This window comes from Cupriavidus sp. 05N38 (assembly GCF_056397345.1).
On the sequence record NZ_JBFTNF010000063.1, the window covers coordinates 25689 to 42460 of the forward strand.

The 16772-nt window shown below is 60.1% G+C and carries 17 protein-coding genes and 1 pseudogene; 11 read left to right on the forward strand and 7 right to left on the reverse strand.

All coding sequences use genetic code 11. The features are described 5' to 3' along the window. Positions 1–66 precede the first annotated feature (66 nt). From AC1DK4_RS32295 to AC1DK4_RS32310, 4 genes are all read left to right on the forward strand, one after another. Entirely contained in the window at positions 67–1083 is a 1017-nt protein-coding gene (locus tag AC1DK4_RS32295; protein WP_441622761.1) for a taurine ABC transporter substrate-binding protein, read from the forward strand. A 13-nt stretch (positions 1084–1096) separates the two neighbouring features. Continuing rightward, a complete protein-coding gene (locus AC1DK4_RS32300; RefSeq protein ID WP_441622763.1) occupies positions 1097–1867 on the forward strand; it encodes an ABC transporter permease in 771 nt (256 codons plus the stop codon). 6 nt (positions 1868–1873) lie between these two features. Then, positions 1874–2662, forward strand: a complete 789-nt coding sequence (locus AC1DK4_RS32305; RefSeq protein WP_441622764.1) for an ABC transporter ATP-binding protein — start codon at positions 1874–1876, stop codon at positions 2660–2662. Between the two features lie 128 nt (positions 2663–2790). Next, the gene (locus AC1DK4_RS32310) at positions 2791–3549 is read left to right on the forward strand and encodes an SDR family NAD(P)-dependent oxidoreductase (protein ID WP_441622794.1); all 759 of its coding nucleotides are present in this window, start codon (positions 2791–2793) and stop codon (positions 3547–3549) included. A 191-nt stretch (positions 3550–3740) separates the two neighbouring features. On the opposite strand, the pseudogene AC1DK4_RS32315 reads toward AC1DK4_RS32310, so the two are convergent. Continuing rightward, positions 3741–3926 (reverse strand): annotated as a pseudogene (locus AC1DK4_RS32315) (aldehyde dehydrogenase (NADP(+))); the annotation flags it as partial. Between the two features lie 118 nt (positions 3927–4044). Here AC1DK4_RS32315 and AC1DK4_RS32320 point away from each other — a divergent pair. Continuing rightward, complete coding sequence (locus AC1DK4_RS32320; protein ID WP_441622766.1) at positions 4045–4245, forward strand: type II toxin-antitoxin system VapB family antitoxin; 201 nt, start codon at positions 4045–4047, stop codon at positions 4243–4245. 121 nt (positions 4246–4366) lie between these two features. On the opposite strand, the gene AC1DK4_RS32325 is transcribed toward AC1DK4_RS32320, so the two are convergent. Next, positions 4367–5338, reverse strand: coding sequence for an AraC family transcriptional regulator (locus tag AC1DK4_RS32325; RefSeq protein WP_441622768.1), 972 nt, complete (start codon positions 5336–5338; stop codon positions 4367–4369). A gap of 96 nt (positions 5339–5434) precedes the next feature. Here AC1DK4_RS32325 and AC1DK4_RS32330 point away from each other — a divergent pair, with 96 nt between their 5' ends. Next, entirely contained in the window at positions 5435–6427 is a 993-nt protein-coding gene (locus AC1DK4_RS32330) for an oxidoreductase (protein WP_441622769.1), read from the forward strand. A 73-nt stretch (positions 6428–6500) separates the two neighbouring features. Here the strand turns inward: AC1DK4_RS32330 and AC1DK4_RS32335 are convergent, their stop codons facing one another. Continuing rightward, positions 6501–7472, reverse strand: a complete 972-nt coding sequence (locus AC1DK4_RS32335) for a hypothetical protein (protein ID WP_441622771.1) — start codon at positions 7470–7472, stop codon at positions 6501–6503. Positions 7473–7920: 448 nt separating this feature from the next. On the opposite strand from AC1DK4_RS32335, the gene AC1DK4_RS32340 reads away from it, so the two are divergent. Next, the gene (locus AC1DK4_RS32340) at positions 7921–8313 is read left to right on the forward strand and encodes a hypothetical protein (protein ID WP_441622773.1); all 393 of its coding nucleotides are present in this window, start codon (positions 7921–7923) and stop codon (positions 8311–8313) included. Positions 8314–8653: 340 nt separating this feature from the next. Here the strand turns inward: AC1DK4_RS32340 and hchA are convergent, their stop codons facing one another. Both hchA and AC1DK4_RS32350 read right to left on the reverse strand, forming a co-directional pair. Next, positions 8654–9535 (reverse strand): glyoxalase III HchA, encoded by an 882-nt coding sequence (gene hchA / locus AC1DK4_RS32345; protein ID WP_441622775.1) that lies wholly within the window; start codon positions 9533–9535, stop codon positions 8654–8656. 93 nt (positions 9536–9628) lie between these two features. Beyond that, on the reverse strand, positions 9629–10618 hold the full coding sequence (locus AC1DK4_RS32350) for an enoyl-CoA hydratase/isomerase family protein (protein ID WP_441622776.1): 990 nt from the start codon (positions 10616–10618) through the stop codon (positions 9629–9631). A 387-nt stretch (positions 10619–11005) separates the two neighbouring features. Between AC1DK4_RS32350 and AC1DK4_RS32355 the strand changes: the two genes are divergently transcribed. From AC1DK4_RS32355 to AC1DK4_RS32370, 4 genes are all read left to right on the forward strand, one after another. Then, complete coding sequence (locus AC1DK4_RS32355) at positions 11006–11200, forward strand: hypothetical protein (protein WP_441622778.1); 195 nt, start codon at positions 11006–11008, stop codon at positions 11198–11200. Positions 11201–11585: 385 nt separating this feature from the next. After that, the gene (locus tag AC1DK4_RS32360; protein WP_441622780.1) at positions 11586–11858 is read left to right on the forward strand and encodes a type II toxin-antitoxin system Phd/YefM family antitoxin; all 273 of its coding nucleotides are present in this window, start codon (positions 11586–11588) and stop codon (positions 11856–11858) included. Further along, on the forward strand, positions 11852–12277 hold the full coding sequence (locus AC1DK4_RS32365) for a type II toxin-antitoxin system VapC family toxin (RefSeq protein ID WP_441622782.1): 426 nt from the start codon (positions 11852–11854) through the stop codon (positions 12275–12277). Before AC1DK4_RS32360 ends, AC1DK4_RS32365 begins: the two co-directional genes overlap by 7 nt. 530 nt (positions 12278–12807) lie before the next feature. Further along, positions 12808–14997, forward strand: coding sequence for a penicillin-binding protein 1A (locus AC1DK4_RS32370; RefSeq protein ID WP_441622784.1), 2190 nt, complete (start codon positions 12808–12810; stop codon positions 14995–14997). Between the two features lie 99 nt (positions 14998–15096). Here the strand turns inward: AC1DK4_RS32370 and AC1DK4_RS32375 are convergent, their stop codons facing one another. After that, positions 15097–15315, reverse strand: coding sequence for a CDGSH iron-sulfur domain-containing protein (locus AC1DK4_RS32375; protein WP_441622786.1), 219 nt, complete (start codon positions 15313–15315; stop codon positions 15097–15099). Between the two features lie 472 nt (positions 15316–15787). After that, positions 15788–15988: a hypothetical protein gene (locus AC1DK4_RS32380; RefSeq protein ID WP_441622788.1), complete on the reverse strand. Its 201-nt coding sequence runs from the start codon at positions 15986–15988 to the stop codon at positions 15788–15790. Between the last annotated feature and the right edge of the window lie 784 nt (positions 15989–16772).

The following is a 16772-nucleotide window of genomic DNA, read 5'->3' on the forward strand; positions in this document are numbered from 1 at the left end:
ATACTTAGTTCCTGTTGGCTCCGGTGGAACATAGGATTGGGGCCGTCACAATTCTAGGTTACGCCCATGTTGGACTCCCTCAAAGCTGTAATAGCCGCTAGCCTTGCCGCTGGCATGTTTGGCGCTCACGCGCAATCGGCAATTCCGCAGGAGGTGCGCGTCGCCTACAGCGGTGGGGCACAGTTGATCGTGAATGCCAAGGTTGACCATTCACTGGAAAAGGCGTTTGGGACAAAGGTGAAGTGGATCCAATTCGCGACGGGTGCTGACGTATTAAATCTGTTCGCCACAAAGAGCATCGATATCGCAAATTTCGGATCCAGCCCTACAGTTTCCGCCGTGATACGCAAGTTGCCCATCGAGATCGTGGGTGTTTCTGCAGAAATTGCGACCTACGAACGATTGGTGGGTCGAGACTCCATCAAGACGCTTAAGGATCTGGAAGGCAAGACGGTCGGATATCCGCCGAATTCCACGGCTCAATATGCGCTGGATACCGCCGTCAAAGTCCATGGGATCGATCGGACCAAAATCAAGTTTGTTCCGCTGCGTCCGGATGAACTCGTGGCGGCGTGGCGCCGTGGCGATATCGATGCAGGGTATGTATGGGCACCCTTCAATTCTGCGCTGGAAGATGCAGGTGGCCATGCGGTCTTTGCCACGAAGGACCTCAAGAAAGACGGCTACCTGATCTATAACAACTATGCGGTGAGCAAGGATTTTGCGTCGAAGTATCCGGAATTGGTGGCAAAGCTCTTGACTGTCCACGAGCAGCAGATTGCTATCTATCGGAAGACACCAGAAGTGGTTGCGGAGGCAATTTCGAAGGAGTTGGGTGCTTCGGTGCCAGCTGTTCGCAACTCTCTCGCAGGCAACCAGTATCCCTCCATCACGGAGCAGTTGACCCCGGCGTGGTTTGGCGACGGGTCAAATACAGACAGTGCCGGGCTTTCCCTTGCGGTGCGAAGGACGGCAGAATTTCTGGCCGATATCGAGCAAGTAAAGCGGCAGGATATCCCGTCATCGTTCGCTAGCAGCATCAAGCCAACCTATCTCAGGCTCGCCCAGCAGCAAGTTCGCTGAGTCTGGACGAATCATGAAATCAAATGTAAGCGCACTGATTAGTATCGCGGCGGTGCTTGGCGTCGCCACCGCCTGGCAGTGCGCAGGTACTTTCGGATGGGCTGACTCGCTCTTCTTGCCGGCGCCAAGCGAAATCATCGGCACGGCAAGGGGTCTCTGGGAGCACGGCTACGGACAGGTGCCGCTATGGCAGCACATAGCAATCAGCCTCGGGCGCGCACTAGTTGCCTTCGTAACTGCGGTGGCGCTGGGCGTACCAATTGGCCTCGCGATGGGACAAAGCCGGGTGCTGGCTGCAATGCTCGATCCCTTCGTTCAATTCCTCAGGCCACTGCCCAAGATTGCCCTGGTACCTCTTGCCATTGTCTGGCTAGGCATCGGCGAATCGTCGAAGTTCGCCTTGATCTTCGTTGCCACCGTCTTGAACGTCGTGGTGGGCTCGGCAGCCTCGGTGGCGAACATACCTGGGTCCCGCGTTCGGGTGGCTCGGTCGCTAGGGTTGAGCAAGCGAAAGGTATTCCTTCACGTCATCCTGCCAAACAGTCTGCCAGATATTTTCACCAGTATCCGAATCGCCGTGGGAATCGGTTGGACGTCGCTTATCGCAGCAGAGATGGTGGCTTCCACGACCGGTGTGGGCTGGATGATTGTCAACGCAAGTTCATACTTGCGAACCGATGTCGTGATACTTGGGATTCTGATCCTTGGCGGTCTGGGGTACGCCTTGGATTGGATGCTTGTGCGAGCACAGCAACGCTATGTTCCTTGGGCTGGGAAGGAGTAGTCTGCGATGAACGCGATTCAACTGCTGAATGTGAATTTTCACTACGCTGCGGGGAAGTCAGGTGACGCGCCCAACATACTGGATAACGTATCCCTAACGCTGAATCAAGGTGAGTTTGGCGTACTGCTTGGTCCTTCCGGTTGCGGGAAGTCAAGCATCCTGAACCTGGTTGCGGGTTTCGAATCTCCGATCACGGGCGAAGTGCTCTGCGATGGTGCTCGTGTGGTCGGACCTGGACCGGCGCGTGGCATGGTATTTCAGCAACCGTGTCTGTACCCTTGGCTATCGGTGATTGACAACGTGACCTTTGGCCCTCGCATGGCAGGCGTCCGAAGGGAGCAGTACCTGCCTGAGGCGAAGGAGTTCCTGCGGCTTGTTGGGCTTGGCGCGTATGAGAACGCCAAGCCCTGGGAGCTATCAGGCGGCATGCGCCAGCGGGCAGCCCTGGCGCGCGCGTGGATCATGAAGCCGCGGGTCTTGCTCATGGACGAGCCATTCGGTGCGCTCGATGCTCAGACGCGAACGGTGATGCAGGAGCTGCTGGTCGAGATCTGGTCGCGCACCGGGACAACAGTCTTGTTTGTCACGCACGATGTTGATGAAGCACTGATCCTGGGAAGTCGGGTGCTCCTGATGTCCGCTTGCCCAGGAACAATTCGTGAGGAAGTGCGCCTGTCTTTCGAGAGGCAAAGAGATATAGAGGATCTGCTTGCGGATGAGGAATACAACGCTATAAAACGCCATGTGTTGCACGTAGTGCGGGAGGAAGCCAACCGACACCTGCAACTAGGCTGAGTCCTCGCGACAGTCAGTTGTTCGAGCAAGCGATGACGATCGTTCGGGCCACTCGGGACCGAGCAGGTCCGGAATACATCGTTTTGAGAAGTACTATTTATATGTTAATGGAGAAGTAGGTGGCAGAAATAGAACCGCGACGAGTTGCACTCGTAACAGGTGCCTCGGCTGGATTCGGCGCCGCAATTTGCCGGGACCTTGTCCGCGCCGGGTACCACGTAATAGCGGCGGCCAGGCGTGCTGACCGTCTTGCCGCCCTCGGTGCGGAACTGGGGTCGCGACTGTTGCCCGTCGCAATGGATGTTTGCAAAATAGACGAGGTGGAATCCGCCGCTGCATCACTTCCGGAAGTGTTCTCGGAAATCGATCTTTTGGTCAATAACGCGGGTCTCGCCTTAGGGCTGGAGCTAGCCCCATCAGCAAGTCTCCCGGACTGGGGAAGGATGGTGGATACCAACATCAGCGGCCTGATGAATGTCACTCATCGGTTCCTGCCAGGAATGGTCGAACGAAAGCGCGGGCATATCGTCAACATCGGCTCGACGGCAGGAACCTATCCGTATCCCGGAGGCAATGTGTATGGCGCGACGAAGGCTTTTGTGCACCAGTTCAGTTTGAATCTACGCGCCGACCTTCTCGGTACGGGCGTCCGTGTCACCTGCGTCGAGCCCGGCCTTTGTGGCGGTACTGAATTTTCCCGTGTCAGATTCAGAGGGGACAATGATCGGGCGGAGTCAGTCTATCAAGGGCTCGACCCACTCAAGGCTGAGGACATTGCGCGTACTGTCACCTGGATCGCGAGCCAGCCGGAACACGTCAACGTTAACTTGATAGAAATGATGCCGGTCGCGCAGGCGTTTGGGCCGCTCAGTCTGGCTCGCCGATAGCCACGATCAACCACATGGTCGGACCAGTTCCATGGGGATGGCGGCTCGGCGCTATGCCGATGCCGACGCCGATGCCGACGCCGCGCAGGCGGCATCTCTTCGATAGTGTTCACGTGTCCACCAAGAATTTAGGTGGACACGATGCTCCTTGCTCTCTTGCGTTGCTTCAAGTCGGGGTCACTGGGCGCTTACGTCCGACCGTCGGACGTAGCCGCATATGGCCCGCCGCGTACCATAGCGTGGCCCGCCTTGACTCCCGTACCGAAGCCGGTGACGAGGATACGCTCGACTTTTCGTTCCAGCATGGGAAGAAATTTCAGTGCCGCTTCGTAATCGCCTTCGTCAATATGCAGTGCCGCCGTCAGTTGAATCTGCAGCAGGAGCGGATCGTGTTGACGGCTCGCTGCAATCAGCCCGGCGCGCGGGACGACAAGAGGCACCATTTTCGTCATCAATCGATGCTATGGTTTGTGCTCATGCCTAGCGGAGATTCCCATGCGTACGACTATTGCGCTTGATGACGACTTGATCGCCAAGGCTCAAGCCTATACGGGTCTGGAGGAGAAAACGGCACTCGTGCGCGAAGCGCTAAAGGCCTTGATCCAGCGTGAAGCCGCGAAACGACTCGCGAATCTTGGCGGTAGCCAACCGGGCATCAAGGGGGCGCCGCGTCCCAGAACAAGCGCTGCGGGCTGAAATCGAGCTCGCAATGACGCCGTTTGCGGTTGCTCGATGGCCCAAGAGAAATCCTCTATTAATCAACAGATTACGAGGAACCGTCCACGCTGCTGCTATCGCGACTGACATGGCTGTACCTCTAAAATGCGGTTGCCGCCTCGTTTTCAGATGCGCCGCCCTCGCGCGCTGAACGCTCCTCGTCGATCGCCTTGCGATATCGCCCTGGTGCTGTCCCAGTCACGCGCTTGAATGCGTGACTGAACGCGCTTTCCGACGTGTATCCGATTGCTTCGGCGACTTCCGCGACGGATGCGCCTGCGCGCAGTTCTCGCTCCGCGAGATGCATGCGCCAGTTCGTCAGGTATGTGAGCGGGGGCACGCCCATCACTTCGCGAAAGTGCACGACGAAGGAGGTGCGTGACATGCCGGCTTCCTGTGCAAGATCTTCCAGACTCCAGGCGCGCCTGGGGTCCGCGTGCATCGCCGCGAGGGTGGGCGCCAGCCGTCTGTCACCCAAGGCCCTGAGCCAGCCGCCGTCGTTTTTCGGTGACTGCATGACATAGGCCCTGAGCGTCTGCACAAAAAGAAGCTGAGCCAGTTCTGCAAGCACGATGGGCCATCCGGGACGCGGCGGAGGCTTCATTTCACGGACGATCTGTTCGAGCAGCCAGCCAAGGCTTGCCGCTTCGCGGTGAGCGCCGCTGACGTGAATGAGTGGCGGGAGGCCGCCAAGTAGCAGAGGCTGATGCCGATCGTCGATCTCCACCATGCCGCCCAGCATCACGAAATCTTCACCTTGCCCCAGGCGGTAATCGCCATTGTCGTCCTGAGCAAGCGATGTCGTGACCGCGTCTGGAATGAGGTGCGGTGCGCTGGCCAGAACCAGCGCGCGGGAGCCATTCGTGACCAGAATGTCTCCGCGCTCGAACTGTGCAGGGGCCGCCATCCCGTCCATGAAAAACCAGCAAGCGCCCTCGACAGCCGCGCAGAATTTCACCGCATCGAGATTGGCAAAGCATCGCCCCCAGCTTCCACCGGCGACGAGCCGCCCGGAGAGACGGCATCGGGCGCGCACGAGATTGAGCAGTTCCGAGAGAAGGTCTGTGGTCATTTCTCGAACTATCGCGCATAAAACACGGCCTATCAAGCATTCTAAGTACGGGCTGGGCGGGCTAAAGTGCCTCCATCCTTCAAATGGAGAGATTCCATGCCCACTTTGCAAGCACCCATCGGTTCGGGATTCGGCCCAGCATCCACTGCTGCGGAAGTCATCACAGGCATCGACCTCACCGGCAGGAAAGTCGTCGTTACCGGCGGGTATTCCGGAATCGGCGTTGAAACCGTCCGGGCTTTCCGCTCGGCAGGTGCAACGGTTATCGTGCCCGTTCGCGACATGGCCAAGGCCCAGGAAGCGCTTCGCGACATTCCCGGCGTGGTCCTGGAGAATATGGACCTCCTCGATCCGGCGTCGATCGACAGGCTTGCAGAACGTGTGCTCGCAGCCACAGATTCGATCGACATCCTGGTCAACAATGCGGGCGTAATGGCTCCGCCGCTCGCGCGCGATGCGCGTGGTTACGAATCGCAATTCGCCGCCAACCATCTTGGCCATTTTCAGCTCACCTGCCGGCTTTGGCCTGCCTTGCGCCGTGCCAACGGGGCCCGCGTCATTGCACTCAGCTCCTACGGGCACCGGCGCGCGGGGATCGACTTCCATGATCCCAATTTCGAGGCTCGCGAGTACGACCCGTGGATTGCCTACGGCCAATCAAAGACCGCAAATGCCCTGTTCGCTGTCGCGCTGGATTCGATCGGGCAACGTCACGGCGTGCGAGCTTTCTCCGTGCACCCGGGAGGCATCGTGACGGCACTCGTCCGGCATATGTCGCAAGCGCAGATCGATGCAAGCGAGATCCTCGACAAGGAGGGCAGGCCGATCATTGATCCGGAGAACAACAAGAAGACGGCGCAACAAGGTGCTGCTACGACCGTATGGTGCGCGACGAGCCCGAAGCTTGACGGCATGGGTGGCGTTTACTGCGCCGACTGCGAGATCGCCCGCGCACTGCCTTCTGACACCTCAACGGAGATGCACGGCGTACGGCCGCGAGCGACGGACCCGGTCGCCGCCGGGCGACTTTGGCAACTCAGCGAGCAACTGACAGGGGCACGCATCGATCAGGTCCGCGGCCTCGAGTGAGATTCTCGGCGGAGTACGAAGGCCCCAGATCGGGCTGTCACCCCTTACTTAAAAAGGCCGCTGTGCTGCTCCACTAAAAGCTTGCGGCGATTCCCAAGGAAATACCCGACACATTGTTGCCGAACACATAGCGCACCACGGCCCGAATCCTCGTGACAAAGACTTCATGCGCCGACGTGTCGAGTTCGAGGCCAGTGCCGAGCGTGGTAAGGTCGTTAAACCCCAGCGTGCTGGCATCACGCCCCAGGTAGCGCGAGTGCGATAACTCAAGTACGTAGCGTACCGGCCGATCCAGGGCCCACATGCCAGTGGGGGCGCGATAACGCGCATACAGGCTGGCGGTTTGGGCTGACCCCGTCCCCGTCACTGCGGAACTCGTGCCGCCAAAGCTCTGCAGGTGGATGTTCGTGTAGCGCAACTCGACGTCAGCGTCGTAAGTCGGCGCATGGCGCTCCCAATCGAGCATCACCGAGCCGCCTAACCCATAGGCGTTGAGGTGGCCATTTTCGATGAAGTTGATATCCTTGCCAGTCTTCTGACCTAGCAGGAACTGCGCCACCGACGCGTCCGTGGTGACACGGGCCAATGAGACGTTGAAGATGGGGCGGAACACCAACTCCTTATTTGCGGTGAGCGGGAAATCCCACCCCACGCCCATCGTTCCGGCTACGGTGTTCCACTTGGTTGGTATCAGGCGAGAGTCGACCCCGTTGGAAGCAACGTAGGTCGGATCGTAGCGGTTGTAGCCGATCGAACCTTCGAGATACAACGGCAGCGTCTTGCTCCAGGTGAACCCTCCGCCGAGTTGCCAGAGGGTGACATTCGGATTGCCCGTCGCCCCGTTATTGATCGCCAGGGAGCTGGATGCAAGGTCTGGAACCACCGCGAAGGACATCAGCGAGATCACCGCATTGGCACTCTTCTGAAGATTGGCTCCAGGCAGCTGAAATTCCGAGATGCCTTGAGCGACCGCCAGGACAGGCGTCAAGCAGAGCGGCCACAGGATGGCCAGCCATTTGAGACGTGGTTGAGTGACGCGATTCATTTCAGCCCTTGGGTCTATGAAATCAATAAGCACACGCGAACACGAGAGATAGGCCGCCCTTTTCAATGGCGCAGTAGAACACATGCGTGATGTTCTCTCATCGAAATGGTATCCCGCAAGAGGCCCACAGAATTTCGGCGCGGAGCCTCCCGCCCATTCCCTCCCACCCATTCCCTCCCACCACCCGGAGCGCCTCATGCGGCACTAACCAAGCGATGGGGAGATCACGGGAGTTGCCGCCTGAAGCGAGGCTTCCGGGTGCCTTTGCGTGGCAGTCATGCTGCTGACACCTGGCATCGTGGCTCCTGGCAGGTCATGCAGATGTGGTTTGCCGTGGGCGCACAGTTCTCAAGGGCACGGACACCCAACGTGTCTGTTCGACAGCGTACGGACGCGGGGGCGACGCAGGCACAGATTGACGCTTCGTATAGCGTCCAGCGGGATCCTGATGCGCTCCTACCTTTTTCTCCCATTATTTCTCTTGCCATTCCTGTTGGTCGGCTGCAATACGGCGCCGATTCCCCCGGGCAAGCCAGTCGATATTCCCACGGCACTCGAACAAGTGGCCCAGGGCCTGTGCACTTTCAAAAAGAATCTGGAGGGAAGGAAGCAGGATTGGGGCATTGCTTTTGACTCCATTACCGTGGAGCTTGACCTGACCGTCGACGGCACAAAGAACCCTCCGCTGGCAGTYGCACCGGATATTCAGTTCATGCCGACGGTTAGTTATGGGCAGACCATCACGGCGGCGAAAGGAAGCAGGCTTACCCTTACACTGAAGAATGCCGGCGGCGGCACGTCCGCTGGCGTCGACTGCAACGTCACCAAGTCGGCAAATTAGGGGGGAGGGGGTGCCAGCGGACATTGCTCAGGTATCGGCCGCCTGGTCGCCGGCCGTCCGACGTTGCGCTTGCTCGCTTGACGGCGCACCTGGGCGGGACCCTTCGATTAACTGCGCCGACAGAGCAACCGCTTCGGCGTGCGCGGTGTCACGCTCGGCCTCGGCGTGATTGCCATGATAGTTTTCCAGGACCAAATAATCACATTCAGATTCCACCGGAAAGCCTCGCGGCGCGGGACGAGTGAAACATCCCGCGCCGCGACTAAAGGCGACTCGATAGTCTACGCAGGCAGTGCCAATTCAAGCGCCTGAGCAGACAAGGTCTCTGATGGCGTGAGAACTAGCGCCCACCTGTATTCTGCACTTCGTCCAGTAACGCGCGCGCAGCCAGCTTGCCAAGATTGTTGCCCGCGAAGGGACTGTCACCCGTGAGGAGCTTCCGGTCTCGAAACGTGCTTCCATCAATTTTAGTGTTTACGATCTCGACTCCCATAGCAGCAAGTTTTTCACCGAAGAACCAGCGCAATGGACCGGGCATATAGCCAATATCCGGCGTCTGCTTGTCCATAGCATCTGGGAATGCGCAGATGCGGTAGCCGCGGAAAAGATCTCCGCCGTTGGGTTCGTCGACGCTGGCCGAAAGTAAGGCGGCGGGCCCGTGACACAGCGTGATGATGTACCTATCGTTTTGCATAGCCCACTGCAGGGTGGCCTTCATGTCCGCGCTGAACGGTAGCCCCATCAGGGCACCATGTCCCCCAGGGACGAAAACGGCAATGTAGTTTGCATCCTTGTCCAAGGAATTTACTACGTCAGCAAGCTTGAGCGGCTGCTGGAATTTTTGCTCGTACTTCGCGTAGAGGGCCTTTATCTCGGCGTCTTCAGAAGGGAACGCCCACCATTCGAACTTGGTCGGATTGCCTGATAAGGTGGCAATGTCGAACTCGAAGCCTGCGCGGTCCAGGTGATACATGGGCAGGAGGGTCTCGACGGGATGGTTGCCAGTCGAAAAGAAGGTACCGTTTCCGGTCAGCAGATAGCGCTCATCCGCGGCGACTAGCAGTACTTTCCAGCGGCCGCCCTGATAAGCGTCCGGATAGTCGGCATCGGAGAGATCAGACTTTGGCGATGTGAATTGTGCGAGTGAGTAAGGGGAGGGAAAGAACGCCTTGCGCTCGGCTGGATCAGGCGTCGGCTGCTTGCTGTCGGTCTGGGACGTCATGATGGGCTTCCTTCTGAAAGAATAACGGGTTTTGGAGCTTGGTTTTTACCGGCTTTTGCACCGGCAGCCACCGTTCGGAGGCAGGTCGATCGCTTAATCGGCGGGCGGCAGCTTCGCGGAGAGTTCGGGGAAGTGGAGTTCGCCTTCGTAGGTCTCGGCGCCGGCTTTTAGTATCGCCTTCACGCGCGCCTGTATCGCTTCGTTGGCTACGCAAAGATCGGCCTCGTGCGCTTCTACCAACAACCCTTCGGAGAAGGAGGTGTCCGACCCCATGTCCACGGCCTTTTTCAGGTGGGCGATCGTGGTCGGGGGGAAGGTCGCAATGCGGCGTGCGAGCTTGTCCACGAATGGCCCCAGTTCCCCGGCCGGCAGTGCACGATTGATATAGCCGTAGTGGTCGGCCAGTTCCGCCGAGAAGTCTCCGCCGACCAGCAGCACCTCGAGGGCGCGTGCGCGCCCCATGCGCCGCGGCAGGCGCTGTGTATTGCCGCCGCCAGGGACGAGTCCGCAGACGACTTCCGGTTGGCCGAACACAGCCTTGCCGGTCGCGGCGAAACACATGTCCGCGGCTAGCGCGATCTCGCAGCCGCCGCCACGGGCGATGCCTTCGACCTTGGCGATCACAGCCTTGGGCATGTTGCGCAGGCGCTCGCCAAGCATCTGGGTCAGGCGGAAGGTGCGTGTATTCGAAGTCGTCTTCGGCGCCGAGCCGACACGGTGCAGGCCTGAGTGCGCGATAAAGAACTTCGGCACGGCGCTCTGCAGGATGACGACGCGTACGCTCGCATCCTGTTCCAGTTGTCGGGTCAGCCCGTCGAACTCCTCCGACAGGACCTCGTCGAGCAGGTTGAACGGCGGGTAGTTCAACGTAACGGTGGCGACGCCGCGGTCCTGGGTGACCTGGATATGCTTGTAATCGGCGTAGTTCGCACCGCCCCCCTGGGGCGGTGCGGCGCTTTCGGCCGCAGCCTCAGCCTCGGACGAGGCGAGCAATACGCCCGGCGCGAGTGTTGCGGCACCGATGGACTGGACGAAGGAACGTCTTGAGATTGTCGACATGGCAGGCTCCTTGGTTGAATTCATCTCGCGCCTGCCGGGCCAGGCTCGGCCCGCAGTTCGCGGCGGAGTCGAGTAACGCGATTGCCCTCCACCTGCGCGCCGCGGTTTCCCCAGGCGCTCCGGATGAAGGTGGCTAGGTCAGCGATTTCGGCATCACTGAGACGGAAATCGAGGGCAGGCACGAATGCTTGGAACTACACGTGTCACTCTCAGGCCTGCGATTCCCTTCGCGAGTCGTTGCTTGTGGGAAGGCGAGATTCGTCGTCAGCTTGAAGAAACAAGCATCGCCAACGCAATGATCCGCGTATCGTTGCGGCGTTGGCAAGGATCCTCCCTAAGTGGGGGGGGTAGTCCAGTCCAGGTCTTCGGCAATGTAGGCGCAAGAAGCTGGCGCCGCCGCGAACGCGAGCCATGCCCTTCCTGCAGGGTGTCCAAGCGGAGTTGCGTGCGGCGGGTATGCAGTACCTGTCCGTCCAGATTCCAGTGATGCTGGCGCTCGCCCTGCATAGCGCGGGGCAGCATGCGGAGGCCGTGCAGGCCATGCGCGCCGCGCTCGCGTATGGCCAGAAGGGGCTGGGTAACCAGAATATGACCGGCGTGGTGTAGTTGTTCACGGGGCCCTGAGTGGCGCTACGCGCCAGCTCGTGCATGACCCCGAGTATCGGCGCTGGTCTCGAACAGCAGGTCTCGCAGCCAACGATGCGCAGCGTCGCGATGCGTGCGTTCGTGCCAGGCGGCGGTTCTGGGTAAAGCCGGGGATTTCGATCGGCGGTTCGAACACAGTCAATCCCGCCATGCCTGCAACTCGTAGCCCAGCTCCAACCCCGTCAGCTATGCCCRGAATGATCTCGAGAACTGATCCAGGTGCCGTTCCGAATCCCCGCCCTCGGTGTCGCGGAAACAAGGGGCGCGCCTTGACTTGGAACTTCTGCTTGATTCCCTCTCCTAATGTACAATTGAAATGTACACATCAAGCAAGGAGCACCTTTCCATGCAGACTATCCCGTTCTCTGAGGCAAGAGCGCATCTCGCCGATGCGCTCCGCGGAGTGGAAGTGGCACAAGAGCCCCTGGTGATCTCCCGGCGCGGGCAGGCTGCCGGCGTCTTGATGTCGTGGTCACAATATCGGCAGCTGGTTGGGTCTTCCTCTGGCTTTTCTGCGCGTTTGACCGAGTGGCGCCAAAGACATGTGACAGGGGAGGATGAGACCGATCCCTTCGCGCAATTACGTCAACCCGATGGGGGAAGAGAATTCTCATGGTGAGCGCCGTGAGCTGGTTGCTGGACATCAACATTGTTTCAGAGGCCATGCGGCCGAGACCAGACGTCGCGGTAATGGAAAATTTGGCCCGCTACGAGGGGGAGCTAGCCATTTCAGCCCCGGTCTGGCACGAGCTCCGTTTTGGTTGGTTGCGCATGCCGGATGACCAACGGAAGGACGCTATTGGCCGTTTTGTGCAAGATGTCGTGGGCACTTTGCCAGTCTTGCCTTATGACGCTGCCGCAGCGCGGATCCACGCAGAGCTGCGCCAGTCGCGCGAGCGGGCTGGATTCACATTGCCATTCGTGGATGGGCAGATTGCATCGGTTGCGATAGCGCACGGGCTAACCCTGGTGACGCGTAATACGAAGGATTTTGCGGAGTTGGCTGGTTTGCGGCTGGCGAACTGGTTCGGCCTCTGAATGCCGCTACGCGTCGATTTGCATCCCGTCGGCTAACGGGAGCGTCACCGATCGGCCTGTTTACTCCAAGCTGCCTTACAGAACACAGATCGCACGCGCCACTTAAAGTGTTCCCTTCGGTCTGTACAAATTTGCTCCCGCTGGTCGCCCGCCGGCTATGCGATGCAGGGCGACGGTAACAATTTTCCTTAAAGAGCAGCGCTCCTTTAAAAGCGCCATGCAAGGCACTTCCGCGCAAGCTAACGTATCTTCTAAGGCGCAAACGAAGATGTCGTGCAGGAACTGCTGACGGCGAATCCGGATATCGAGGTGCGGCATCTGTCCAGCATGGGGGCGAGCGTTCATTCAGTTCAAGGTTGGTGATCGCTGCTTCCTCTGCCATGGCGAACGTTGCCCACACGAAACAATTGTAATTGTTTGTCAGTTCCGCGTGCCGCACCCCGCTTTGACGACAGAAGCGTCCTTGCGCTTTGGTACGATCCCGCTCTTTCCGCCAGCGCCCCCCCACCGTGAATCGCCGATATGCATCGTTGTTTCGTGAGCATTGCGCACGGTGGCTCGCCCGCGTCCAACCGCTGGCAGCCGCCGGCAGCACGAGAACCAGACGCGTTTTCAACAGCGCGCTGCGCCGCCTTCGCCACCCCACGCGACGCGGCATCGCGCTGATGCTCGCCGCATTGCCGGCGCTCTTCGTGCTGTATGGGCTTGCGCTCGTGCCGTTTACGCCCAGCATCAACGACATCCGCAAAGCCCGGGTCGATCGGCCAGCGTTGATCGTGTCGGCCGACGGCAAACTGCTCGACGAGTTCAAGCCGGTCAACCGCAAGTGGGTGCCGCTCAAGCAGATCTCGCCGTACATGGTAGACGCGTTGATCGCGACCGAAGACCGCCGCTTCTACGAGCATCCTGGCATCGACTGGAAGCGCACCGCGTCGGCCGCGCTGCATACGTTCTCCGGCGACCGGCAAGGTGGCTCGACGATTACGCAGCAGCTGGCGCGCAACCTGTATCCCGACGAGATCGGCCGCGCACCAACCCTCACGCGCAAGCTCAGGGAAGCCATCACGGCCTTCAAGATCGAAGCCGTGTACAGCAAGGATCAGATCCTCGAGACGTACCTGAACACGGTGCCGTTCCTGTACAACGCCTACGGCGTGGAAATGGCCGCACGCACCTACTTCGGCAAATCGGCCAGCCAGCTCAACGTTCTTGAAAGCGCAACGCTCGTCGGCATGCTCAAGGCCAACAGCACTTACAACCCTGTGCTCAATCCCGAGCGTGCATTGCAGCGGCGGAACACGGTGCTCGGGCAGATGAACAAGTACGGGAAGCTCAAGCCCGATGCCTACACTTGGTTGAAGCGACAACCGCTCAACGTCAATTTCGAGTTGCAGACTGCGCCGCCGGGCGCCGCGCCGCATTTTTCGGCGCAATTGCGCAAGTGGCTGAGCGCCTGGGCCGATCGCAACGGCTACAACATCTATGCCGACGGGCTGGTCGTGCGCACGACGATCGATTCGCGTCTGCAGACCATGGCAGCGCAGGCGATGGACTGGCAGACGAACCAGTTGCAATGGATCGCGAACGGCGCATGGAACGAACGCACGGGCTGCCGGCCGGGCAGCGACCTGTTCCGGGCATTCATCCGGCAGACGCCCGACTACCGCGCCGCGCGCGATGCTGGTCAATCGGATCAGACCGCGCTCGCGAAGCTTGGAACGAACCCCACGTTCGTCCGTGCGCTCTGCCGGAGCAAGACGCAGATCCAGGCGGGTTTTGTCGCGATCGATCCGCGCAACGGCGATATCAAGGCATGGGTCGGCAGCCGCGACTTCAGTGACGAACCGTTCGATCACGTGCAGCAGGCCCGGCGTCAGCCGGGTTCCACGTTCAAGCCGTTCGTCTACGGCGCGGCCTTCGCGGACGGCGCGCGGCCGAGCGATACGATCGTAGACCGGGACGTCGCCATTGCGCTGACCGGCGATGCGATCTGGCGGCCTACCGACGCGGAACCGCCCACCGGCCGGCCGATGACGCTGCGCGACGCGCTTGTGTATTCGCGCAACCGCGTCACCGCTCAGCTCATGCAAAAGGAACGGCCCGAGAAGGTCGCACGGCTAGCGCACGCGATGGGTGTGCGCACAAGTCCGCTCGAAGCGGTGCCGTCGCTCGCGCTCGGCACGAGCCCGGTCACGCTCAAGGAAATGGTGTCGGCGTACAGCACGATCGCGAACCGCGGTGCCTATATCGAACCGCGCATGGTCACGCGCATCGAGGATCACGACCACAAAGTGCTCGCCACATTCGCGAGCACATCGCCGGAACAGGCGCTGCCAGCCGGTGCAGCGCAAACGCTAGTCGACGTGATGCGCGATGTCGTTAGCCGGGGCACCGGCGCGGACATCCGGACGCGCTTCAGGATTCGCGCCGACGTGGCCGGCAAGACGGGCACGACGCAGGACAACGCGGATAGCTGGTTCATCCTGATGCATCCGCAACTGGTCGCGGGCGCGTGGGTGGGTTTCGACGATGGACGTGTGACGCTCGGAAACTATTGGGGCGAGGGCGCGCACAGCGCCCTGCCGATGGTGGGCGCGTTCTACGACATGGCGCTGCGCGCGCGAGTGATCGATCCGGATGCGCAGCTCGGCCCCGAGACCCGGCCTCCTCGCACGGTTCATAAGCCACGGCATCGACAGTTCCTCTTCTGGAGGTTCTGATGCTATCGCCGGCGGACGAGACATTCGCATTCGCCAGATCCGCCGACGTCGCATCGCAATCGAGCCGGCCGACAGTAGAGCACTGACAACTGCCAAACCTTACTCTGGCTTCGGTCTCGGCATGCTGGAGAACCCGACGCGCTTGTGCGAACCGTCGCAAAACGGTTTGTTCTCGGAATGCCCGCAGCGGCACAGCCAAACCTGCTCGCCCTCGAAGACGAATGGCTCGCCTGTCGGAGTCACGATCTTGACAGGGCCCTTGATACGCAAGGGCCCATTATCCTGCACGGTAACGGTAACGACTGTGTCCTCACTCATGACGCACTCCACTTTTGGCAACCTTGGCACCTGAAGTTCATGGTAGGAAGCCGCCGGCCCCTTGCGCAAGGCGTGGCATGAGCCTGACGGTGCAAAATTCGAGGAATTCCCTGTGGCGTTGTCCGTTGTCTATGTGGGGTAGCCGTACTATTGGAGCGAAATCAGGCGGTAGCCGGCCGGAGAGTCACTTGCAGCGAGGCTTCGTGGCCTGTCTTCCACGGCAGAGCGGGTGTGCCTCGACTATCGGCGAGGGTGGCGACGTGCTGGCGGTAGATCGTTTCGGTGCGTCGACGCCCGGTGAGGTGATGCTGCGCGAATACGGCTTTACCGCCGAGAACGTCTGCCGGCACGCTCTCACGCTACTTCATCGATAGGAAGCGCGTCGGGCGTCGCAATCGGGAGGGCGGCGTTTGCCAGGCCGGAAAGTGCCAAGCGCGCTCCGCTTGGCCTTCGGCACAAGCTGACGGACGCATTACCGAATGCGGCGCACGGCTTCAAGCATGTAATGCCCCTGACTTGTCAGGCGGGGGTAGGCATCGCCGCTATCATGACCACGCTCCAACGTGACCAGCTTGTGAGCCAATAAGGTGTCCAATTGCTCGGGCTCGAGGTCGTCGATCTCCTGCGTGTCGCCAAGCAGCAGCAGCGCGGCGATTTCATGCGGGCTTAGCATATCGGCCTCCTTTGTCGTGGCTGGAAAAACGAACTACGACTGCTGCCCCGAGCTCGATTCCACAGTGGATGGTGGCGACGGCAGTGGGTGCGTATCGGTGCGAGGAGCGTTCGGTGCGCTGGGAGCGCGCGCCGAACGGACACAATAAACGTCTTCGTCGCCGGCATCAAGTCAGATATATGCGGCACTGCCGCAGAGTGAAGCAGCGCCAAAGTATCGAAAGGTGGTTGATGCGAGCACGCGGTTTGACATCCCCCCCCTCCCTCAGCCTAGAACGTGACCCATTTGCCGTCGCTCACACAGCGGGCCCCAGGGAAGACCCCATCATGTCCATTCGGACCGTCTAGTGGAAAGGGTGCGCGGGGCGTGGCCCAGAAATGGCCGCTCGTTAGAGGCTCAATCGCCTTTGGGGACATTTTCACAAGTTGCCGGGCGAAATGACGGCGAGATGCCGGCCATCATCGGAATCGCCCCTTTCGGGAAAGAACGCCTCGATACCGGAGTGTGGGGCCTGCATCTTACCGAAGCGAAATATCCGGTGGACGAACGATCGTGCCAATCCATTGTTTCAGAGGCCGCGATTCGAGGGCGACGTAAAAGCTAGGGCTGCAGAACAATTCATGCCGCCGATGGGACCTAGTACAACATCCCGTAAATAGCTTGAATAAATAATCGCCTCGGATATCATGGCGGGATGAGTCGAGGCCGCCATGCAACGCCAGTGAAGTTGGCGAAGAAAGAAAGACAGGAACTGTTATCGCTGATCGAGCGCAAGACGGCGCCG